We start from the raw sequence: 17,506 nt of genomic DNA on the forward strand, positions 1-17,506 counted from the left end.
AGAGATGGCTGTCTTGGGTGGCACCAGTTCCAGCAAAAGTATTTCATGTGAAAACCAGAGGTGTTCAAATTCAAGTGGCATTCCGTTCATCTCCGCTCGAAGGGCAGGATGGGGTGCGGGTGGTTTGTAAATAACATTATGTTTTTAAACATAAAAACATAATTGTACTTTTTTTGACAGTTATGTGCGAATTCGCGAATATGTTCCAGGTATGCCGCCGGGAAGAACCAACGTTTTCTTCAAGGCATTGTCCCCGCCCGGTTTTTGACGGAATCGACGGTGGAGGCAACTGGCAACTCTATTTACTTGCATTTATTGCAAGAAAATACCGAATATCCAAAGAAGGAGGATGTTGCATGTCGCGTTTCCATCGCATGACACTTCTGGCGATCCCGGCGGCGTTGGCTGCCGCCCAGGCATTCGCTGCTTATCCCGCATGGCAGGAAGGCAATACCTACGCCGCCGGCACGATGGTGAGCTACGAAGGCCGTGACTACCGCGCCCTGGCTACCCATACGGCATACACTGGTACCAACTGGAACCCCGCCGCATCGCCTACGCTGTGGGTGAAGATCGGCGCTTCCGCCGATACGCCCGCTGCCCCGGTCGTAACGCCCACTGCCACTCCGGCTCCCGCGCCCCAGCCGACTGGGGCGCCGAACACCGGCTGCTTCCAGGCCTGGGGTTCGGACAATGTGTATGTCGGCGGCGATCAGGTGACCTACAACGGCCGCAACTACAAAGCCAAGTGGTGGACCCGTGGCGACAATCCGACCGCATCCGGCCAATGGGGCGTGTGGCAGGATCTGGGTGCCTGCGGTGGCGGTGATGTCACGCCGACCCCTGTTCCGCCAACTCCGACGCCAGTCGTGACGCCGACTCCGACCCCGGTGGTGACACCCACGCCGACTCCCGTCGTGACGCCGACTCCGACCCCGGTGGTGACACCCACGCCGACTCCCGTCGTGACGCCGACGCCGACCCCGGTGGTGACACCCACGCCGACCCCCGTCGTAACGCCGACGCCGACCCCGGTGGTGACGCCCACCCCGACCCCGGTGGTAACGCCGACGCCGATCGTGACCCCGACCCCGGTTGGCCCGGTCCCGACTCCGGTTGCCGGTGCGCAAGTGGGTGCCTACTTCGCGCAGTGGGGCATCTACGGCCGCAACTACCAGGTGAAGAACATCGACACCAGCGGTACCGCCGCCAAGCTCACCTTCATCAACTATGCGTTCGGTAATGTCTACCAGAAGAACGGTGGTTACGAATGCGGCATGGTCAACAAGCTGGAGCCGGGTGCGACCGACCCGAATGCACCGGGCGCTGGCACCGGTGGTGATTCCTGGGCCGACTATCAGAAGGGCATGGGCTCCGACGCTGCGATCGACGGCGTGGGCGATACCTGGGGCTGGCCGCAGTGGGACGATCCGCGTAATGGCGTGTCCGGTCCGCTCAAGGGCAACTTCAACCAGCTGAAGAAGCTGAAGGCCAAGTATCCCGACCTGAAGGTGCTGATCTCGCTGGGCGGCTGGACCTGGTCCAAGTGGTTCTCCGCCGCATCGGCCACCGATCCGCTGCGCAAGCAACTGGTGAAGAGCTGTATCGACCTCTACATCAAGGGCAACCTTGCCGCGTTCGATGGTAGCGGCGGTGTGGCGGCGGCCAATGGCGTGTTCGACGGTATCGACATCGACTGGGAATTCCCCGGCTCGCACGGTGGCCAGCCATACAACACTGTCAGCCCGGCCGATACGCAGAACTTCACGTTGCTGATGAAGGAGTTCCGTACCCAGCTCGACGCGCTGAAGAGCGGGTATCTGTTGACCGCGGCGGTTGGCGCCGGCAAGGACAAGATCGACCTGACCGAGCCCGCCGAGTACAGCAAGTACCTCGACTGGATCAACATCATGTCGTACGACTACAACGGTACTTGGGCAGCGCAAGGCCCGACCGACTTCCAGTCGCACCTGTATCCGGATCCGGCAAATCCCAATGCCATCGACAGCAAGACCGGCGAAGCCAGCCTGGCAACGTACTACAACACCGATTCTGCGGTGAAGTCGCTGCTCGCCAAGGGCGTACCGGCCAAGAAGCTGCAACTGGGTATTCCGTTCTACGGCCGTGGCTGGACTGGCGTACAACCGGGCCCGAATGGCGATGGTCTGTATCAGAAAGCCTCCGGTGCCGCGAAGGGAACCTACGAAGCCGGCAACGAGGACTACAAGGTGCTGAAGAACGCGCCGGGTACGGTTTACTACCATCCGACGACCAAGCAGTCCTGGAAGTACGACGGTAGCAACTGGTGGAGCTACGACACCCCGCAAGACATCGCGGTCAAGATCGACTACGCCAAGCGTAACGGCCTGGGTGGTGTGTTCAGCTGGGCGCTGGATGGCGATACCGCCAATGGCGAACTGGCAAAGGAAATTGCCAAGATGCGCCAGTAAGGCGACTTGTCCACCCTCTGGTTCCACGCTTGAACCCCGCCCTCTGGGCGGGGTTTTTTATGGCCGGAATGGGGGGGAACAATGAAAAACGGCCCCGTTGGGGCCGCCGTGGAACAAGGAGAACGCTCAGGCCTGACGCCGGTTTTCCACAATGCGCATCCGTTCCGCCAGCGCCTTACCCCGCAGCTTCGCAACGTGAGGCTGGGCGCCGGCTTCCGCCATCCGCTCCGCCAGGGCGAAGTGCTTTTGCCAATGTACGAACTCGCGGTCGGTACGGCCGACTGCCGCGCTGACGCGCGCGAGGACGCCGTGGATCTGCATTTGCAGATACAGCATTGGCGCTTCCTCGACACTGTTCAGGTAATACTGCGCCGCGTGCAGTTGCCCCAGGTCCAGGCAGGTTTCACCCAGCTCGATCAGGTTGACGGTACGGCCCCACTGGTTGCTGGTGCCGGCATTCAGCGCCAGCGAGCGCTCGAGTTGCCGCAATGCCGCATGCAGCTTGCCCTGACGGCGATAGATGTGGCCCCGGTAGTAGTAAAGTTCGTGCTCGTACTGGCAGTAACCCATCTCATCGAGCAGCGCCTCGGCGGAGGCAAGCTCCTTCAGCGCGGCGGAGAAGTCCGCATGATGGCAGGCATCGGCGGCCAGGTTGATGTACAGGCCAAAGGCGACGTCATGCCGCGTGATCTGCGGCAGGTATTCGCGGGCCTTTTCCAGCATGGCGGTGGTGGTGGGCAGGTCGCCATACATGAAGAACACCTTGCCCAGCCCGAGGTAGCCCCGCAGGATGGCCAGTGGCTCGTCGCGGTCGAAACCCCGTTCCAGTTGCTTGAGCCAGCCGTCCACGGCGACGTCGTATTGTTCCAGGTCGTAGGCAATGCCGGACGCCAGGTCCAGCGTGTCGAACCAGAGTGCCCACAAGGCGTGGGCTTCCGCCATCTCCTGCGCGCGGCGCGCCATCCGTTCCGCGTCCACCAGCGCATTGCGGGCACTAAATGCGGCGGCCTGGGTGTAGAGCGCCAGCGCTTGCCCGGCATGGTACTCGATGGATTCGGCCAGCATTTGCGCCTGCCCGGCCAGTTGCAGCGCCTGCTCCGGGGAAACGTTCGCCAGGGTGCCAGCCACCGCCAGGGTCTGGTCGATTTCGGAGCGCAGATCGTGAGCGCGCGGTGGCATGGTTTTCATCGGGTCAGGCCGCGGTGATGGTGAGGTACTTCTGCATCAGGTCTTCCTTGGATTCCTTGCGATCGGGGTCGTGGGGAATACAGTCCACAGGACAGACCTGCTGGCATTGCGGTTCGTCGTAATGCCCTACGCATTCGGTGCACAGGTTGGGGTTGATCTCGTAGATCTCCGCACCTTGCGAAATGGCGTGGTTGGGGCATTCCGGTTCGCAGACGTCGCAGTTGATGCATTCGTCGGTGATCATCAGAGACATCGATTACTTCCTCGGCAATACAGATAAAAAAACGAGTAAAAACATGGCCCTAGGCCAATCGTGCGCGATTGTCCCACTTTCGGGCCCGGCAAACAATGTCAGTAGGAACGGCTTTGGCCTTTCTTTGCAGCATCACAAGCATTGCCGCCGCAGCCTGGGCTTCGCTGGCCGGAAAATCACTGCCGGGCGGTATGCCATATCGTGCAGGCGGTGAGGCTCGAAGCGAAACCGCGCGACCGTTCAGTCCGTGTGGCGCAGCAAGGCGTAATGCACGGTGCCGGCCTTGCCTTCGCGCAGGATTTCCCAGCCCTTCAGGTCGGGCCGCTGCGCGCATTCGGCATACACCAGCGCACCTTCATTGAGCCGCACCGGCAGCACCGTCAAGGTCTTGACCAGCAGGTCGGAAGCGAAAGGCGGGTCGAGGAACACCACATCGAATTGCTCCGTACAGCGCGCCAGCCATGCCGCCGCGTCGGCGTGGACCAGCTCGATATGGGTGGCGCCGAGCAATTGACGATTGACCTGGAGCGCGGCATGCACCGGCTTGGCCTTCTCCACCATCACCACACGTCGGGCATTGCGACTGGCCGCTTCGAAGCCCAGCGCTCCGCTACCGGCAAACAGATCGAGGCAGGTCTTGCCGGTGAGATCCTGGCCCAGCCAGTTGAACAGCGTTTCGCGCACCCGGTCGGGTGTCGGGCGCAAGCCTTCTGCATCCGGAAAACGCAGCACGCGGCGACGATATTCGCCGCCGACGATGCGTAGCTGATTGCGTGCCTGGCTCATGGTGCCGACGCTGCTATGGCGGCGGGCGTTGCATCGGTGGCGGGCTTGGCCGGCTCGGGGCCTTCGATGGCGATGCGGAAGCGGGTGGGGTCCACATGGCGCTGCCATGCGGCCTTGATATCGGCGGCGTTCAGTTTTTCGATCCGTGCGGCCAACTGGTCGTAGTAATCCAGCGGCAGCTTGTAATAGCCGAGGTTGGCAACCAGCCCCAGCAGGGCCTGATTGGTGCTGCCCCAGAAGCTCATGCTGCGCAGGTAGCGATCCTTGGCTTCGGCCACTTCGGCTTCGGTGGGGCCGTCCCGGGTGAAGCGTGCCAGTTCGTCGTGCAGCAATTGCAGCGCCTGCTGCTCCTGCTCGCTACGCGTGCTGATGTCGATGCTGAGCATGGCGCTGCCCCGCAGGATATCCAGCGAACTGCTCACGTCGTAGGTCAGGCCGCGCTTTTCGCGCAACTCGCGCATCAGGCGCGACTGGAAGCCGGAGCTGCCCAGCATGTAGTTGCCGAGCATGATCGCCGCCATGTCGGGGGATTTCCTGTCGATCGGCAGCAACTGCGCAAGCTCGATGGAGCTCTGGTTCTTCTGGCGAACCAGGCGTTGCGGCGCCGCTTCCACGCTCGATGCGCTCAGTGGGACGGGAGGCAGCGGCGCTGCCGCGTCGCCTTTGGGCAAATGCTCGGTAAGGAGATTGGCCATCTTTTCCGCATCGGCGCGGCTTACGTCGCCGACCAGCGTCACGATGAGATTGCCCGGTACGTAAAAGCTGCGATAGAACCCACGGGCTGCGGAGTTGCCCACGCTTTTCACTGTATCCGGCGTGCGGCGATCCAGATTGGCCAATGGATGATCGCCGTACAACGCCAAAGACAGATTGCGCTCGGTGGACGACTTGGCGGGGTTTTCGGGTAGCTGGCCGACCACGGCATCGCGACGGTATTTGAAGTATTCGAACGGGTACTTGGCATCCGCCATCTGCTTGGCCAGGGTGCTGACCATGGTCATGGGGCCGCGCGTGCTGACCACGCGCAGCAGAATACTGGCCCGGTCACGCCGCAGGTCCACGCCGTACTGGTTCCCGGTGTCGGTCAGCAACTGGTAGGGCGTGCGCAGTTCGTTGGTTTCGAAGTCCTTGTCCATCAGCCCGTACAGGGTCATGGTCGCCAGTCCCGGCGTACCGGCTGGCGAACGGCTTTCGCCCGCATCGACGTCGATGCGCAGATCGATCACGGGCAGATCGTGTCGCTCGACCAGATAGACCGGCACGCCATTGGCGGTCTGCCACTGCTGGACGACCGGAAACGCCGCCGCACCGGCGGCCCAGCACAGGGCGATGCCGGCAAACAACCAGTGCTTAGCGGTCATGCGTGATTTCCTTGGCGGCGACGGCCTTGTCCAACGGCTGCGCTTCCAGGATGCCAACGACGCGGTTGTCATCCTTCAGGTAGGTGGTGGCCACGCGCTCCAGATCCTTCAGGGTCACTTGCTGCATCAGACTCAGGTGATTCACGTATTCCTCGGGCGTGAAGCCATACAACGTCAGCATCCCCAGTTCCTGGGCACGGTTGGAAAGTTCGTCGTAGGAAAAATAGTTGCGGGCCAGCAGGCGTTGCTGCGCACGTTCGAGCATTTCCCCATACAAGCCGGCACCGTGCAGCAGCGTCACCTGCTTCTGCATCGCGGATTCCAGCTCGCTCAGGCTGGCGTCCTGGGAAGGAACGGCGTTGAGCATGAACAACGGCTCGCCCCGGGTGGGATAGTCGAAGCCGGCATAGAGGCTATCGCTGGCCAGCGCCAGGCGGCGATCCTGATAGTCGTTCGACAGCATTTCCGCCAGCACATCCAGCGCGGCGAGATCCTTGGGCGGGGTGCCATCCGGAATGCGCCAGCGGAAGCTGACCAGGCTGGAGAGCGACGGCTTCTTCACCACCACGCGCTTGCCGGCCTGCTGCACCGGCTCCACCGGCTTGGCGCGGGCGGGCAGCTCGTGCCGGGGTATCGATCCGAAGTAGGTCTTTACCAATGACATGACCCGGGCCGCGTCGAAATCGCCGGCCAGGACCAGCGTGGCGTTGTTGGGCGCATACCATTGGCCATACCACTGGCGCAGATCGGCCACCTTCATCTTGTTCAGGTCGTCCATGTGGCCGATCACCGGATTGCGCATCGACGAATCCGGGTAGACCACGCCTTGAACGTTTTCACTGAACGCACGGAAAGCGTTGTTCTCGGTATTGAGGCGGCGCTCTTCCTTGACCACTTCGATTTCGGTATTGAACAGCGGCTCCGCCAGCGTCAGGTGCTGCATGCGATCCGATTCCAGGTCCAGCGCGGTTTCCAGGTCGGATGCGGGCAACGTCAGGTAGTAATAGGTGTAGTCGCGCGTGGTGAACGCGTTGTTCTGCCCGCCCAGCCGTGCCACACGGCCGTGATATTCGCCGGTCGGCACCTTGGTGGTGCCGCGGAACATCATGTGTTCCAGCGCGTGCGAGATGCCGGTCAGCCCGGCGGGCTCGTCGATGGCGCCGATGCGGTACCACACCTGCAATTCCACCACCGGTGCCCGGTGATCTTCGTGCAGCACGATCGTCAGGCCGTTATCCAGGTGCGTGATCTGCGTGGCGAGCAGTGGATGGACCAACTGGTGCTCCACCACCGGTGTGCTGGGCTTCAGCCCGCCAACCGTCTCGGCGGCTCGGGATGGAACGGCGCAAGCCAGCGCCAGGCTGGCGCAACAACAGGCGAGCGCGATGCGATGTGAGTTCGACATTAGGGCTTCGGGTGGGCGGTGGGGGGTAACGGAGATAGAATTCTACCAACTTGTCAGCATGCGCTTGCCATGCTGGGTGCCGAAAGGAAGTCATTCCCCATATGTTCAGTTTTTTCAAACAAAAGCTTGGTAAGCATGAAACGCCGGAAACGCAGCCAGCGCCAGCGGAGGGCTCCCAATCTGTCGAGGTAGCGGCAGTGGAAACCCCGCCGCCCGCCCCGGAGGTCGTGGCGCCGGTCGATACCCAGCCTGAGCCGCCCAAGGCGGCCCAGCCGCAGGATAAACCCAAGCTTTCCTGGACGGAACGCCTTAAAGCAGGTTTGGCCAAGACGCGTACCGCGCTGGGCAAGAATCTGGCCGGCCTGTTCGGCGGTGGGCAGATCGATGAAGACCTTTACGAAGAGCTGGAAACCGTCTTGCTGACGGCAGACATGGGCATCGATGCCACCGGTCACCTGCTCAAGGATGTCCGTAACCGCGTTTCGCTCAAGGGTTTGAAGGACAGCAAGGAATTGAAGGGGGCGTTGAAAGAATCGCTCAACGAGCTGATCGGGCCGCTGGAAGTGCCGCTATCGCTGGGCGAGGCCCGCCCGTTCATCCTGATGGTGGCCGGTGTCAACGGCGCCGGCAAGACCACCAGCATTGGCAAGCTGGCGAAGTACTTCCAGGCGCAGGGCAAGAGCGTGCTGCTTGCGGCGGGCGATACCTTCCGCGCCGCCGCGCGCGAGCAACTGGTGGTCTGGGGCGAGCGCAATGGCGTGCAGGTGATTGCGCAGGATGGCGGCGACTCGGCTGCGGTGGCGTTCGATGCCGTCAACGCGGCTCGCGCCCGGGGTGTCGATGTCGTGATCGTCGATACGGCCGGTCGCCTGCCTACCCAGTTGCACCTGATGGAAGAAATCAAAAAGGTGAAGCGCGTGGTGCAAAAGGCCGACCCGGCGGGCCCGCACGAGGTCATGCTGGTGCTCGACGCCAATACCGGGCAGAACGCGGTAAGCCAGGTCAAGGCGTTCGACGACGCGCTTGGCCTGACCGGGCTGGTGCTGACCAAGTTGGATGGCACGGCAAAGGGTGGGGTGATCGCGGCCATTGCCAAGCAGCGCGCCATTCCCGTGCGCTTTGTCGGGGTGGGCGAGGGGATCGACGATTTGCGCCCCTTCGTCGCCAGCGACTATGTTGATGCGCTGTTCGACTGACGCTCGCCATGTACCTGCCAGTGCTCGATACCCCTCGTCTGGTGTTGCGTACCCCGCGTGAAGCGGATGTTGCCGGCATCGCTCACCATGCCAACGACTGGGAGGTGGCGCGAATGACGCGCCGCATGCCCTATCCCTATCTGCCGGCAAGCGCCGAGCGCTGGATTGCCGAGCAGGCGGCGCTGGCCGCGGCAGAGATCGAGTACAACTTTGTCCTGCAACGGCGCGACGACGGCATGGTCATCGGCGCGGCGGGGCTGATGCGCCACAACGCCACCGAGGCGGAACTGGGCTACTGGCTAGGGCGTCCGTTCTGGCGCCAGGGGCTGGGCATCGAGGCCGGCCGGGCCGTGGTGCAATTCGGCTTCGGCGCATTGCAACTGAATACGGTATACGGTGACTGCCTGGCGCTGAACACTGCATCGGCCGCACTGCTGCGCAAACTGGGCATGCAGCAATACGATGAGATCACCGATACCTGCCGCCCGGGCCAGGGCCCGGTATCGATCCTGCGATTTCGCCTGCTGGCGCAGGAATGGCAAGATGCGCAGGATGCCTTGTTCGCAGACGCCGGCAACCTGGCGGCCGGCCCGGATGCCGGCCCTCCTTAGTGCCCGGACCGCTGTTGCGGTGCCAGAACCGGCCCACTATTTTTGATTCGAAGAAAAGTCGTCGGGAATCGAGACTTCATGATCCAGTTCCAGCAAGTCAGCAAGCGTTACCCAGGCGGCATCGATGCCGTGAAGCAGCTCAGCTTCGAGATCCAGAGTGGCGAGCTGGTCTTTCTCGCCGGGCACTCGGGGGCGGGCAAGTCCACGCTGCTCAAGTTGATCGCGGGCATCGAAAAGCCCAGCGCCGGCGCGGTATTGGTCAATCATCAGAATGTCTCCCGCCTGGGGCGCAAGGCGCTGCCGTACGTGCGTCGGCATATCGGGCTGATCTTTCAGGATCACAAGATCCTGTTCGATCGCAGCGTGTTCGACAACGTGCGCTTGCCACTGGATATCATCGGCTTCAGCGGCCCGGAGGTGCGCCGTCGCGTACTGGCTGCGCTGGACAAGGTGGGGCTGGCGGGTAAGGAATCGTCCAACCCCATCGCGCTATCCGGTGGCGAACAGCAGCGGCTGTGCATCGCCCGTGCCGTGGTGCATCGCCCCGCGATCCTGCTGGCTGATGAGCCGACCGCCAACCTGGATCGCGACTATGCGCACGACATCCTGGAGTTGTTCAAATCCTTCCACCAGGTTGGCGTCACCCTGGTGATCTCCGCGCATGATGAATCGTTGATGGCTGATTATGGCCGCCGCATCCTGCGGCTCAAGCACGGCGAATTCACGGCATGAAGTCGCTCCGCATCTTTTTCCGCCGCGCAGCCGACGGCACGGTACGGCCGATGCAGCGGCGCGTCCTCCCCTTGCGATAGGCCCTCACATGAAACACTGGCTGCGACTGAATCGCCTGGCCCTGGTCCGAACCTTCGGCGGCATGGTTCGCCATCCCGTCAACAGCCTGCTCAACCTGCTGGTGATTGCCATCGCCGCCTCGTTCCCGTTCGGCTTCTACCTGCTGCTGAGCAGTGTGGCGACGGTGACGGACAAGATGCCGGTGGAGCCACAGCTTTCGGTCTTCCTGCGTGCCACGGCCACCGCGGCGGAAATCGGCAAGCTCAAGGAACAACTGGCGCTCGATGAGCGTGTGGCGCAGGTGCGCTATGTTCCGCGTGACGAGGCGCTCAAGCAGTTGCAGGCGCGCGTGGGCAGCGCCGACCTGATGGCCGGGCTGACCGAGAACCCGTTGCCCGATGCCTTCATCGTTACCGCGCGGCTGGATGCCAGCCCGGCGGAGCTGGAGCAGTTGCGCGACACGCTGGCCCGTCACTCGGGCGTGGAGGAAGTGCAACTGGATTCGGCCTGGGCCCAGCGGCTGCATCGGCTGATTGCCTTTGGCGAAGTGTTGTTGCAGGTGGTCGTGGTGTTGCTGGCGGCGGCGCTGGCGCTCATCACCGGCAACGCCATCCGCATGCAGATCCTGACGCGGCGCGAGGAAATCGAGGTCTCCAAGCTGATCGGCGCCACTGACTCCTTCATCCGCCGGCCGTTCCTCTACGCCGCGGCGATGCAGGGCCTGCTGGGTGGCCTGGCCGCCTGCGGCATCGTCGCCGGCGCCATGTGGTGGCTGAACCCGGCCGTGCGCGATCTGGCGGCCACCTATGGCGAAGCCTTCACGCTGCGCATGCCCGAGCCGGCCGAGATCGTCGGGGTGTGCGGCATCACCGTCGTGTTGAGCGTGGCGGGAGCCTGGATTGCCGTCTGGCGGCATCTGCACCGGCACTTGTAACGCCTGCTCTAGGCGGATCGTTCATCATGGAAGGCCGGCCGTCACGCTGCGATGGTGGGCGATACGGCAGGCCCACCCCCCCGCTGTCGACTGTTTCCGGGCGGAAACCCTGATACTGCAAGGGTTTCCCTGCCGCGCCGTATAGTGAAAAGCTATCTTCGCCATGAGAATTTTTGACGTGCAACGCTGGCAAGGCGTGTGCTTGAATCGGAATTCTCCAATTGAAGGCTTTCCGCCCAAGCTCAACGGCGGAATGAACTTTCCCGACGGCTTAGCACTCCTAAGGTTCGAGTGCTAACATGACTGCCGGGGTGAACCAACCCCGGTTTTGTTTGATAGGAGATTCGCATGAGTCACAGTCTCACCCTTCCCGTGATCTCGGGCGGCGACAGCATCGAAGCGTATATCCAGCGCGTCAATGCCATCCCTTTGCTCACGCAAGAAGAAGAGACCGACCTCGCAACCCGCCTCACCCGTGACAATGATCTGGAAGCGGCGGGAAAACTGGTGATGTCCCATTTGCGGGTGGTGGTCTCGATTGCACGCGGTTACGCGGGCTATGGGCTGCCGCAGGCGGACCTGATCCAGGAAGGCAATATCGGCCTGATGAAAGCCGTGAAGCGCTTCGAGCCCACACGCGGTGTGCGCCTGTTTTCGTTCGCGGTGCACTGGATCAAGGCCGAAATCCACGAGTACATCCTGCGCAACTGGCGGCTGGTGCGTGTTGCCACCACCAAGGCGCAACGCAAGCTGTTCTTCAACCTGCGCTCGATGAAGTCCAGCCTGGCCGCGCTGACGCATACCGAAGCCCAGGCCATTGCCGACGACCTCGGGGTCAAGCGCGAGGAAGTGCTTGAAATGGAGCTGCGCATGACCGGCCAGGATGTCGCGCTGATGGCCGACGATGGCGACGAAGACGGTTTCGCGCCTATCGACTGGCTGGCCGACAGCGAGAACGAGCCGGTCGCCACCATCCAGCGCCGTGCGTATGACCGCTTGCAATCCGAGGGCATCACCGAGGCACTGGACACGCTGGATGCGCGGAGCCGCCGTATCGTCGAGGCTCGCTGGCTGGCCGACGATGGCGAGGGCAAGACGCTGCATGACCTGGCCGCCGAGTTCAAGGTGTCGGCCGAGCGGATTCGCCAGATCGAATCCAAGGCGTTGCAGAAGATGAAGCAGGCGCTGGTCCCGGCCTGATCGTTTCGCAAAAAGCCCGCTTCGGCGGGCTTTTTTGTGCGTTGCAAAATGCAAGGCGCGTACGGCGGAGCGGTCAGTTCAGCCCGCTGAACGAGATTTCTTCCTTTTACGCCAGCAAAACGACCGCCCGTCCGGCCTATGGTCAAGCACGCCGATAACCTCCCGATATATCTCCCAAAGCCATTGATTTGGAAGAGATTATCATGCGTCTATTCAACCACGACCTGGTCGAGCCTGTGCTGGCCTTCATCGGCGCCAGCACCGCCGGCCCACCGCCCTCGCCGGCGCCGAAGCCCGTTGCCGAGGAAACCGTATCGCCCGAGCAGGAAGCGTGGGATGGCGTCGAGCGCCGCAGCGGCCAGGATCGTCGCCACGAGCAACGCCGGCACGACAGGGTGGATACCACGCTGGACACCCGCTGCAATCAGGACCGCCGCCAGCACGGGCGCCGGGCCACGGATCAGGTAACGTCCATTTCCCTCAAGATCTGATCGCCGGCGCTCAGCGCAGCGTGTCCACCACTGCCCGCAATGCCAGCAACACCGACGCCCCCAGTTGCCGGCTGCGTTCGCCATTCCAGCCCACAGCAGGCAACGGCTGATCGGCGGTGTCCTTGAACGGCATCTCGATGGTGAAGGCCAGGCAATCGAAGCGATCGCCCACCCAGTTGGTCGCCAGCGTCATCTGCTCCGGGCCAAACTGCCGCACCTCATAGCCGTACTTCACCTGGAAATCCGGGCTGGCTGCCAGCCATGCCTGCTTGAACGCAGTTTGCAGCCGGTCCTGGTGTTCCGAGAACGAGGGATTGCCTTCGCAGCCGGCCACAAAGTTGTGCGGTATGGCCTCGTCGCCATGCGCGTCGAGAAAGGCATCGACGCCGACCTCCAGCATCTTGTGCCGCACCAGTGCCACTTCCGGGCTGCGTTCCATGGTCGGCTCGGCCCATTCGCGGTTGAGGTTGGCCCCTGCTGCATTGGTCCGCAGGTTGCCGCGCACGCTGCCGTCCGGGTTCATGTTCGGCACTACGTAGAACACCGCGCGTTCCAGCAGCGCTCGTGCTGGCGCGTGTTCGCCATCGAGCAGGGCTTCGATCAGTCCTTCGGCGAACCATTCGGCCATGCTTTCGCCCGGATGCTGGCGGGCGATCACCCAGATGTTGCGCTTGCCGGGCGCGGGTTCGCCGATGCGCAGCAGGTCCAGATCCCGGCCGTCCAGTGTGCGGCCCAGCCGTTCCACGGTGCACCACGGCGCCGCCGCCTGCGCGCAGGCGAGCAGATCCAGGTGGCGCTCCCAGGAATACGGTTCGAAATAGGCGTAATGGATGGTGTCGTATTCGGGCGTGTGAGCGAAGCGCAGCGTGCCGTCCACGTACTGACTGGGCACGCAGAACCAGTGTTGCCGATCATAGGAGGCGCGCACCGCATAGCCTTCCCAGCCATCGGGATACGCGGCTTCGCCGGCATTGGCGAGGGTGTAGGCACAGGCAACATCGCGCACACCGCTGGCGCGGAAGTGGAACCATTGCTTGAAGTCGGACGCGTTGTCGGGACGCAGCGCCAGGCGGATATCGGCGGGGTCGGCGCTCGACAGCACGGTGATGGCGCCGGAGTCGAAGGCGGTGGAGAGTTGGATCATGCGGTTGCTCGCGAAACAGGCGCGGCGCAGGTCAGTCTTCGGCCTGGATCACCTTGCCCGGATTCATCAGATTGCGCGGATCGAGGGCGCGTTTTACGGCGTGCATCAGCGTCAGTTCGAGCGGGTCGCGGTAGTGCGCCAGTTCGTCGCGTTTGAGCACGCCGATGCCATGCTCGGCCGACAGCGTACCGTGCAGCGACGCCACCAGCCGGTAGATCACGTGGTTGATCGCGGGCTCGTCGGCGTAGACCGCGTTGGTCTTGTCGTCCAGAAATACGTTGTAATGCAGATTGCCGTCGCCCACATGGCCGAAAGCCACGATGTCGGCGGTGGGAAATTCAGCCTTCAATGCCGCTTCCGCTTCGGTCAGGAACGCGGGAATCGCCGAGATTGGCACTGCCACGTCGTGCTTGATCGATACCCCGCGCCGTCGCTGCGCCTCCGGGATCGATTCGCGCAATGCCCAGAATGCCTGGGCATCCTGTTCCGACTGTGCCACCAGCGCATCGTCGAAATCCAGCGCCATCAGCGCTTCGGCCAGCCGTTCCAGCAGCGCGTCGCTGTCGCCGGCATCCGAGACCTCCACCAGCACGCACCACTGTGGCGGTTGCGCATGCGGGTGCGGCAGCTCGGGGCAGTGTTCGGCCAGCAGTTCCCAGCAACGCCGCGAAATCAGCTCGAACGAGGTCACGCGGTCGCCGATGGCGGCCTGCAAGCCGCGCAGCAGTGCCACCGACGCCGCAGGGTCGGTCACGGTGACCAGCGCCGTGGCGCGTGCCGACAGCACCGGATACAGGCGCAGTACTGCGCGCGTGATCAGCCCCAGCGTGCCTTCGGCACCGATGAACAGATGTTTCAGGTCATACCCGGTATTGTCCTTGCGCAGGCCCCGCAGCCCGTTCCAGACGCTGCCGTCGGCGAGCACCACTTCCAGCCCCAGCGTCAGCTCGCGCATGTTGCCGTAGTGCAGCACGTTCACGCCGCCGGCGTTGGTGCCGAGCGCCCCGCCGACCCGTGCCGAGGCGGAGGCCGCCCATTCCGCGGGAAACAGCCGGTTCGCCGCACGGGCGGCGGCCTGGACTTCCGCGATGGTGGCGCCGGCCTCGACGGTGACGGTGTCATTGGCGGCATCCACTTCCACGATGTGGTTCATGCGCTCGAACGAGATCACCAGTTGCCTGCCGGTGGTGTCCGGCGTGGCGGCGCCGCACAAGCTGGTGTTGCCGCCCTGCGGCACGATGCTGACGCCATGTTCGGCACATAGGCGCACCGCCGCGGCCACGTCACCGGTGGTGCGCGGCCGCGCCACCGCCAAGGCGGCGCCTTGCCAGCGTCGACGCTGGTCCAGCAGGTAACCGTCGATGTCACGGCCGACGAGCACACCGCCGTCGCCGAGCAGGGTGGTGAGGGAGGAAAGGAATTCGTTCACGGGATGGCCTATCGGACGGAATCGCGTGGGGCCGGTCGTCAGGGCCGGTCGGTACTGTTCAGATTGGGATGCCCGCCGCACGTTGCAAGGAGCGCATTGCGGCGGCAACGGGTGTTAGTTGCGTTCAATCCATCCACCGTGGGCATGGCGGGCATCCGACGCCCGGTTCACACCCAGAAATCCCGCCGTGCCACGTGCCGCGACAGCACGCGATGGAAATGGCCCGGGTCTTTGGCGAAAGTCATTTCGCCGGCGGCCGGCTTGTGGAAATCGAGCAGGCGCGATGTCCAGAAACGGATCGCCGCACCGCGCAGCATCAACGGCCAGGCGGCCACCTCGGCATCGCTGAGCGGGCGCACGCCCTGATAGCCCTTCAGCAGCGCGCGGGCGCGCTCCGCGTCGATGTCGCCATCGGCGGTCACGCACCAGTCGTTGAGCGTGATCGCCACGTCGTACAACAGCACGTCGTTACAGGCGTAATAGAAATCGATGAAACCGCCCACCTGCTCGCCGTCCATCAGCACGTTGTCGCGGAACAGGTCGGCGTGTACCACGCCATGCGGCAGCGTGCTGAAATCGGCCTCGGCCTGCAACGCCAGTTCGCGACGCAGGAAATCGGCCTCGGCCGGCGGCATGAGGGCGTAGACCGATTCGGCGGTGTCGCGCCACCAGCCCAGCCCGCGCGGGTTGTCCATATGGCCGTGGTAATGCGCGGCCGAGCGATGCATCTGCGCCAGCATCTCGCCCACCTGGGCGCACTGGCCCGGTGTCGGCGCATCGATCACCTGGCCGGGCACGCAAGTGACCAGCAGCGTTGGCCGGCTATTGAGCGTATCGATATAGGCATCGTCCAGATTGGCGATGGGTGCCGCCACCGCGATACCGTGCTGCGCCAGGTGCGCCATCAGGTTCACGTAGTACGGCAGCTCGCTGGCGCGCAGCGTTTCGAACAGCGTCAGTACGTAGCGACCGTGCGTGGTGGTGACGAAATAGTTGGTGTTGGTCACCCCGGCGGCAATGCCCTTGAGGTCGACGAGCGTGCCGATGGCGTAACGTTTCAGGAACGGTTGCAGATCGTCGGCGGTGACGGTGGTGAAGACGGACATTGGTGCGCTCGGAATCGGGGCCGCGGGAAAGCCCGCAGTTTACGCAAGCCGCCGCCGAAAGACGATGGCCGGGCCGCGTTCACACCTTGCGGCCGACGATCACCAGATCGCGCGCCACGCCATCCAGAATTGCCACCTCGGGCAGATCGCCCCAGCGGGCGAAGCCGTGCGCCTCGAACAGCGCCAGGCTGGGCGCGTTGTGGCCGAAGATCAGCCCGACCAGCGTATGCAAGCCCAGCGCGGGCGCATGGGCGATGGCGTCGCGCAGCAGTTGCCGCCCCAACCCGTGCCCGCGCTCCGTTTCATTGACATAGATGCCCAGCTCGGCCGTCCCATCGTAGGCGGAACGGCTGTGGAAGGCGGAGTAACTCAGCCAGCCCACCACTTGCCTGTCGCGCTCCGCCACCCAGAGCGGATGGCGCTGCGGCGCATGGGCATCGAACCACGGTTCCCGGCTGGCGACGCTCACCGGCACCAGATCGGCGGTGACCTGGCGGGAGGGAATGGTGGCGTTGTAGATCTCGACGATGCGCGGCAAATCGGCGCGGGTGGCGATGCGATGGGTATAGCGAGCGTCGGTATGCATGAGGAGCGAGCTGGGTAGGCAGGAAGGGCAATTGCGGCAAAATCTGTGGACACAGCGGGCACCGAGAACACAGAGAGCACGGAGAAATCTATCGTATAGAGCGATGACCCAAGCCGCCATACGCATGACGGCATGGATTTACTCCCGTTTGGTTTTCTCCGTGTTCTCCGTGCTCGCTGTGTTCACAGGTTTTGTTTTTCACAAACCCACTCTCACCATTCAAACAACACCCAGCGAGGCACGGAGATATTGGCGCCGCCGCCGTCTTCGCGATCGAAGCGGCCGTCGCCTTCGCGGTCGATCAGCACGTAGGGCTTACCCACCCTGGGCGTCACCCGCATCATGTAGAGCTTGCCCTGGATGCGGTACTCGGCCACGGTGGCGTCGTCCTTTTCGATGATGCGTACCTCCGGCTCCTCGGCCGTGGCGGCGTCGGCGCCTTCGTCGGGCATGGGGGGCGGCGTATCGTCGGCGGCGATGGCAACGGCGGCGAGCAGGCTCAACAGGCAGGCAAGATAGCGCGGGCTGACAGGCATGGGGTTCTCCGGTTGGTTGTCCGGGCGCTTCGGAGCCG

17 protein-coding genes are annotated in these 17,506 nt (G+C 63.5%); 7 read left to right on the forward strand and 10 right to left on the reverse strand.

The genetic code is table 11. The features are described 5' to 3' along the window. Positions 1-356 precede the first annotated feature (356 nt). Positions 357-2,450 (forward strand): glycosyl hydrolase family 18 protein, encoded by a 2,094-nt coding sequence (locus FAZ21_RS04745; RefSeq protein ID WP_373279520.1) that lies wholly within the window; start codon positions 357-359, stop codon positions 2,448-2,450. A 126-nt stretch (positions 2,451-2,576) separates the two neighbouring features. Here the strand turns inward: FAZ21_RS04745 and FAZ21_RS04750 are convergent, their stop codons facing one another. The 5 genes from FAZ21_RS04750 to FAZ21_RS04770 form a co-directional block, all read right to left on the reverse strand. Continuing rightward, positions 2,577-3,629, reverse strand: coding sequence for a tetratricopeptide repeat protein (locus tag FAZ21_RS04750; RefSeq protein WP_136772109.1), 1,053 nt, complete (start codon positions 3,627-3,629; stop codon positions 2,577-2,579). Positions 3,630-3,642: 13 nt separating this feature from the next. Beyond that, positions 3,643-3,891 (reverse strand): YfhL family 4Fe-4S dicluster ferredoxin, encoded by a 249-nt coding sequence (locus FAZ21_RS04755; protein WP_136772110.1) that lies wholly within the window; start codon positions 3,889-3,891, stop codon positions 3,643-3,645. A 240-nt stretch (positions 3,892-4,131) separates the two neighbouring features. Next, the gene (gene rsmD, locus FAZ21_RS04760; protein WP_136772111.1) at positions 4,132-4,677 is read right to left on the reverse strand and encodes a 16S rRNA (guanine(966)-N(2))-methyltransferase RsmD; all 546 of its coding nucleotides are present in this window, start codon (positions 4,675-4,677) and stop codon (positions 4,132-4,134) included. After that, entirely contained in the window at positions 4,674-6,038 is a 1,365-nt protein-coding gene (locus tag FAZ21_RS04765; protein WP_169307247.1) for a M16 family metallopeptidase, read from the reverse strand. The genes rsmD and FAZ21_RS04765 overlap by 4 nt, the downstream gene beginning before the upstream one ends. Further along, positions 6,028-7,443, reverse strand: coding sequence for a M16 family metallopeptidase (locus FAZ21_RS04770; RefSeq protein ID WP_136772113.1), 1,416 nt, complete (start codon positions 7,441-7,443; stop codon positions 6,028-6,030). The genes FAZ21_RS04765 and FAZ21_RS04770 overlap by 11 nt, the downstream gene beginning before the upstream one ends. A gap of 101 nt (positions 7,444-7,544) precedes the next feature. On the opposite strand from FAZ21_RS04770, the gene ftsY reads away from it, so the two are divergent. From ftsY to FAZ21_RS04800, 6 genes are all read left to right on the forward strand, one after another. Continuing rightward, positions 7,545-8,639 (forward strand): signal recognition particle-docking protein FtsY, encoded by a 1,095-nt coding sequence (ftsY, locus tag FAZ21_RS04775; RefSeq protein WP_136772114.1) that lies wholly within the window; start codon positions 7,545-7,547, stop codon positions 8,637-8,639. A gap of 8 nt (positions 8,640-8,647) precedes the next feature. Continuing rightward, entirely contained in the window at positions 8,648-9,250 is a 603-nt protein-coding gene (locus FAZ21_RS04780) for a GNAT family N-acetyltransferase (RefSeq protein ID WP_136772115.1), read from the forward strand. Positions 9,251-9,328: 78 nt separating this feature from the next. Further along, on the forward strand, positions 9,329-9,982 hold the full coding sequence (gene ftsE, locus FAZ21_RS04785; RefSeq protein ID WP_136772116.1) for a cell division ATP-binding protein FtsE: 654 nt from the start codon (positions 9,329-9,331) through the stop codon (positions 9,980-9,982). Positions 9,983-10,070: 88 nt separating this feature from the next. Further along, positions 10,071-10,976, forward strand: a complete 906-nt coding sequence (gene ftsX / locus FAZ21_RS04790) for a permease-like cell division protein FtsX (protein WP_169307248.1) — start codon at positions 10,071-10,073, stop codon at positions 10,974-10,976. A 348-nt stretch (positions 10,977-11,324) separates the two neighbouring features. After that, positions 11,325-12,176 carry an RNA polymerase sigma factor RpoH gene (rpoH, locus tag FAZ21_RS04795; RefSeq protein WP_136772118.1) on the forward strand — a complete coding sequence of 284 codons (852 nt, stop codon included), beginning with the start codon at positions 11,325-11,327 and terminating at the stop codon, positions 12,174-12,176. A gap of 203 nt (positions 12,177-12,379) precedes the next feature. Then, positions 12,380-12,667 (forward strand): hypothetical protein, encoded by a 288-nt coding sequence (locus FAZ21_RS04800; protein WP_136772119.1) that lies wholly within the window; start codon positions 12,380-12,382, stop codon positions 12,665-12,667. 10 nt (positions 12,668-12,677) lie between these two features. Here FAZ21_RS04800 and FAZ21_RS04805 read toward each other — a convergent pair whose 3' ends face one another. The 5 genes from FAZ21_RS04805 to FAZ21_RS04825 all read right to left on the reverse strand — a co-directional run bounded on the left by FAZ21_RS04805 (position 12,678) and on the right by FAZ21_RS04825 (position 17,468). Beyond that, on the reverse strand, positions 12,678-13,811 hold the full coding sequence (locus FAZ21_RS04805; RefSeq protein ID WP_136772120.1) for a M14 family metallopeptidase: 1,134 nt from the start codon (positions 13,809-13,811) through the stop codon (positions 12,678-12,680). A 31-nt stretch (positions 13,812-13,842) separates the two neighbouring features. Further along, positions 13,843-15,240 carry an FAD-binding oxidoreductase gene (locus FAZ21_RS04810; RefSeq protein ID WP_136772121.1) on the reverse strand — a complete coding sequence of 466 codons (1,398 nt, stop codon included), beginning with the start codon at positions 15,238-15,240 and terminating at the stop codon, positions 13,843-13,845. A gap of 167 nt (positions 15,241-15,407) precedes the next feature. After that, positions 15,408-16,346: a homoserine kinase gene (locus tag FAZ21_RS04815; RefSeq protein ID WP_136772122.1), complete on the reverse strand. Its 939-nt coding sequence runs from the start codon at positions 16,344-16,346 to the stop codon at positions 15,408-15,410. A gap of 79 nt (positions 16,347-16,425) precedes the next feature. Then, positions 16,426-16,932, reverse strand: coding sequence for a GNAT family N-acetyltransferase (locus FAZ21_RS04820; protein ID WP_136772123.1), 507 nt, complete (start codon positions 16,930-16,932; stop codon positions 16,426-16,428). Positions 16,933-17,144: 212 nt separating this feature from the next. Next, a complete protein-coding gene (locus FAZ21_RS04825) occupies positions 17,145-17,468 on the reverse strand; it encodes a DUF2782 domain-containing protein (RefSeq protein WP_136772124.1) in 324 nt (107 codons plus the stop codon). Positions 17,469-17,506 lie beyond the last annotated feature (38 nt).

It is taken from the genome of Chitiniphilus eburneus, from assembly GCF_005048205.1.
In the GTDB taxonomy this organism is placed as follows: Bacteria; Pseudomonadota; Gammaproteobacteria; order Burkholderiales; family Chitinibacteraceae; genus Chitiniphilus; species Chitiniphilus eburneus.

What these genes read in the sequence shown, in the direction of transcription:
- FAZ21_RS04825 (WP_136772124.1), bottom strand. Translation starts at nt 17,468, where the DNA reads ATGCCTGTCAGCCCGCGCTATCTTGCCTGCCTGTTGAGCCTGCTCGCC.
- ftsX (WP_169307248.1), top strand. Translation starts at nt 10,071, where the DNA reads ATGAAACACTGGCTGCGACTGAATCGCCTGGCCCTGGTCCGAACCTTC.
- rsmD (WP_136772111.1), bottom strand. Translation starts at nt 4,677, where the DNA reads ATGAGCCAGGCACGCAATCAGCTACGCATCGTCGGCGGCGAATATCGT.
- FAZ21_RS04805 (WP_136772120.1), bottom strand. Translation starts at nt 13,811, where the DNA reads ATGATCCAACTCTCCACCGCCTTCGACTCCGGCGCCATCACCGTGCTG.
- FAZ21_RS04820 (WP_136772123.1), bottom strand. Translation starts at nt 16,932, where the DNA reads ATGCATACCGACGCTCGCTATACCCATCGCATCGCCACCCGCGCCGAT.
- FAZ21_RS04815 (WP_136772122.1), bottom strand. Translation starts at nt 16,346, where the DNA reads ATGTCCGTCTTCACCACCGTCACCGCCGACGATCTGCAACCGTTCCTG.
- ftsE (WP_136772116.1), top strand. Translation starts at nt 9,329, where the DNA reads ATGATCCAGTTCCAGCAAGTCAGCAAGCGTTACCCAGGCGGCATCGAT.
- FAZ21_RS04770 (WP_136772113.1), bottom strand. Translation starts at nt 7,443, where the DNA reads ATGTCGAACTCACATCGCATCGCGCTCGCCTGTTGTTGCGCCAGCCTG.
- ftsY (WP_136772114.1), top strand. Translation starts at nt 7,545, where the DNA reads ATGTTCAGTTTTTTCAAACAAAAGCTTGGTAAGCATGAAACGCCGGAA.
- FAZ21_RS04780 (WP_136772115.1), top strand. Translation starts at nt 8,648, where the DNA reads ATGTACCTGCCAGTGCTCGATACCCCTCGTCTGGTGTTGCGTACCCCG.
- FAZ21_RS04750 (WP_136772109.1), bottom strand. Translation starts at nt 3,629, where the DNA reads ATGCCACCGCGCGCTCACGATCTGCGCTCCGAAATCGACCAGACCCTG.
- FAZ21_RS04755 (WP_136772110.1), bottom strand. Translation starts at nt 3,891, where the DNA reads ATGTCTCTGATGATCACCGACGAATGCATCAACTGCGACGTCTGCGAA.
- FAZ21_RS04765 (WP_169307247.1), bottom strand. Translation starts at nt 6,038, where the DNA reads ATGACCGCTAAGCACTGGTTGTTTGCCGGCATCGCCCTGTGCTGGGCC.
- FAZ21_RS04800 (WP_136772119.1), top strand. Translation starts at nt 12,380, where the DNA reads ATGCGTCTATTCAACCACGACCTGGTCGAGCCTGTGCTGGCCTTCATC.
- FAZ21_RS04745 (WP_373279520.1), top strand. Translation starts at nt 357, where the DNA reads ATGTCGCGTTTCCATCGCATGACACTTCTGGCGATCCCGGCGGCGTTG.
- rpoH (WP_136772118.1), top strand. Translation starts at nt 11,325, where the DNA reads ATGAGTCACAGTCTCACCCTTCCCGTGATCTCGGGCGGCGACAGCATC.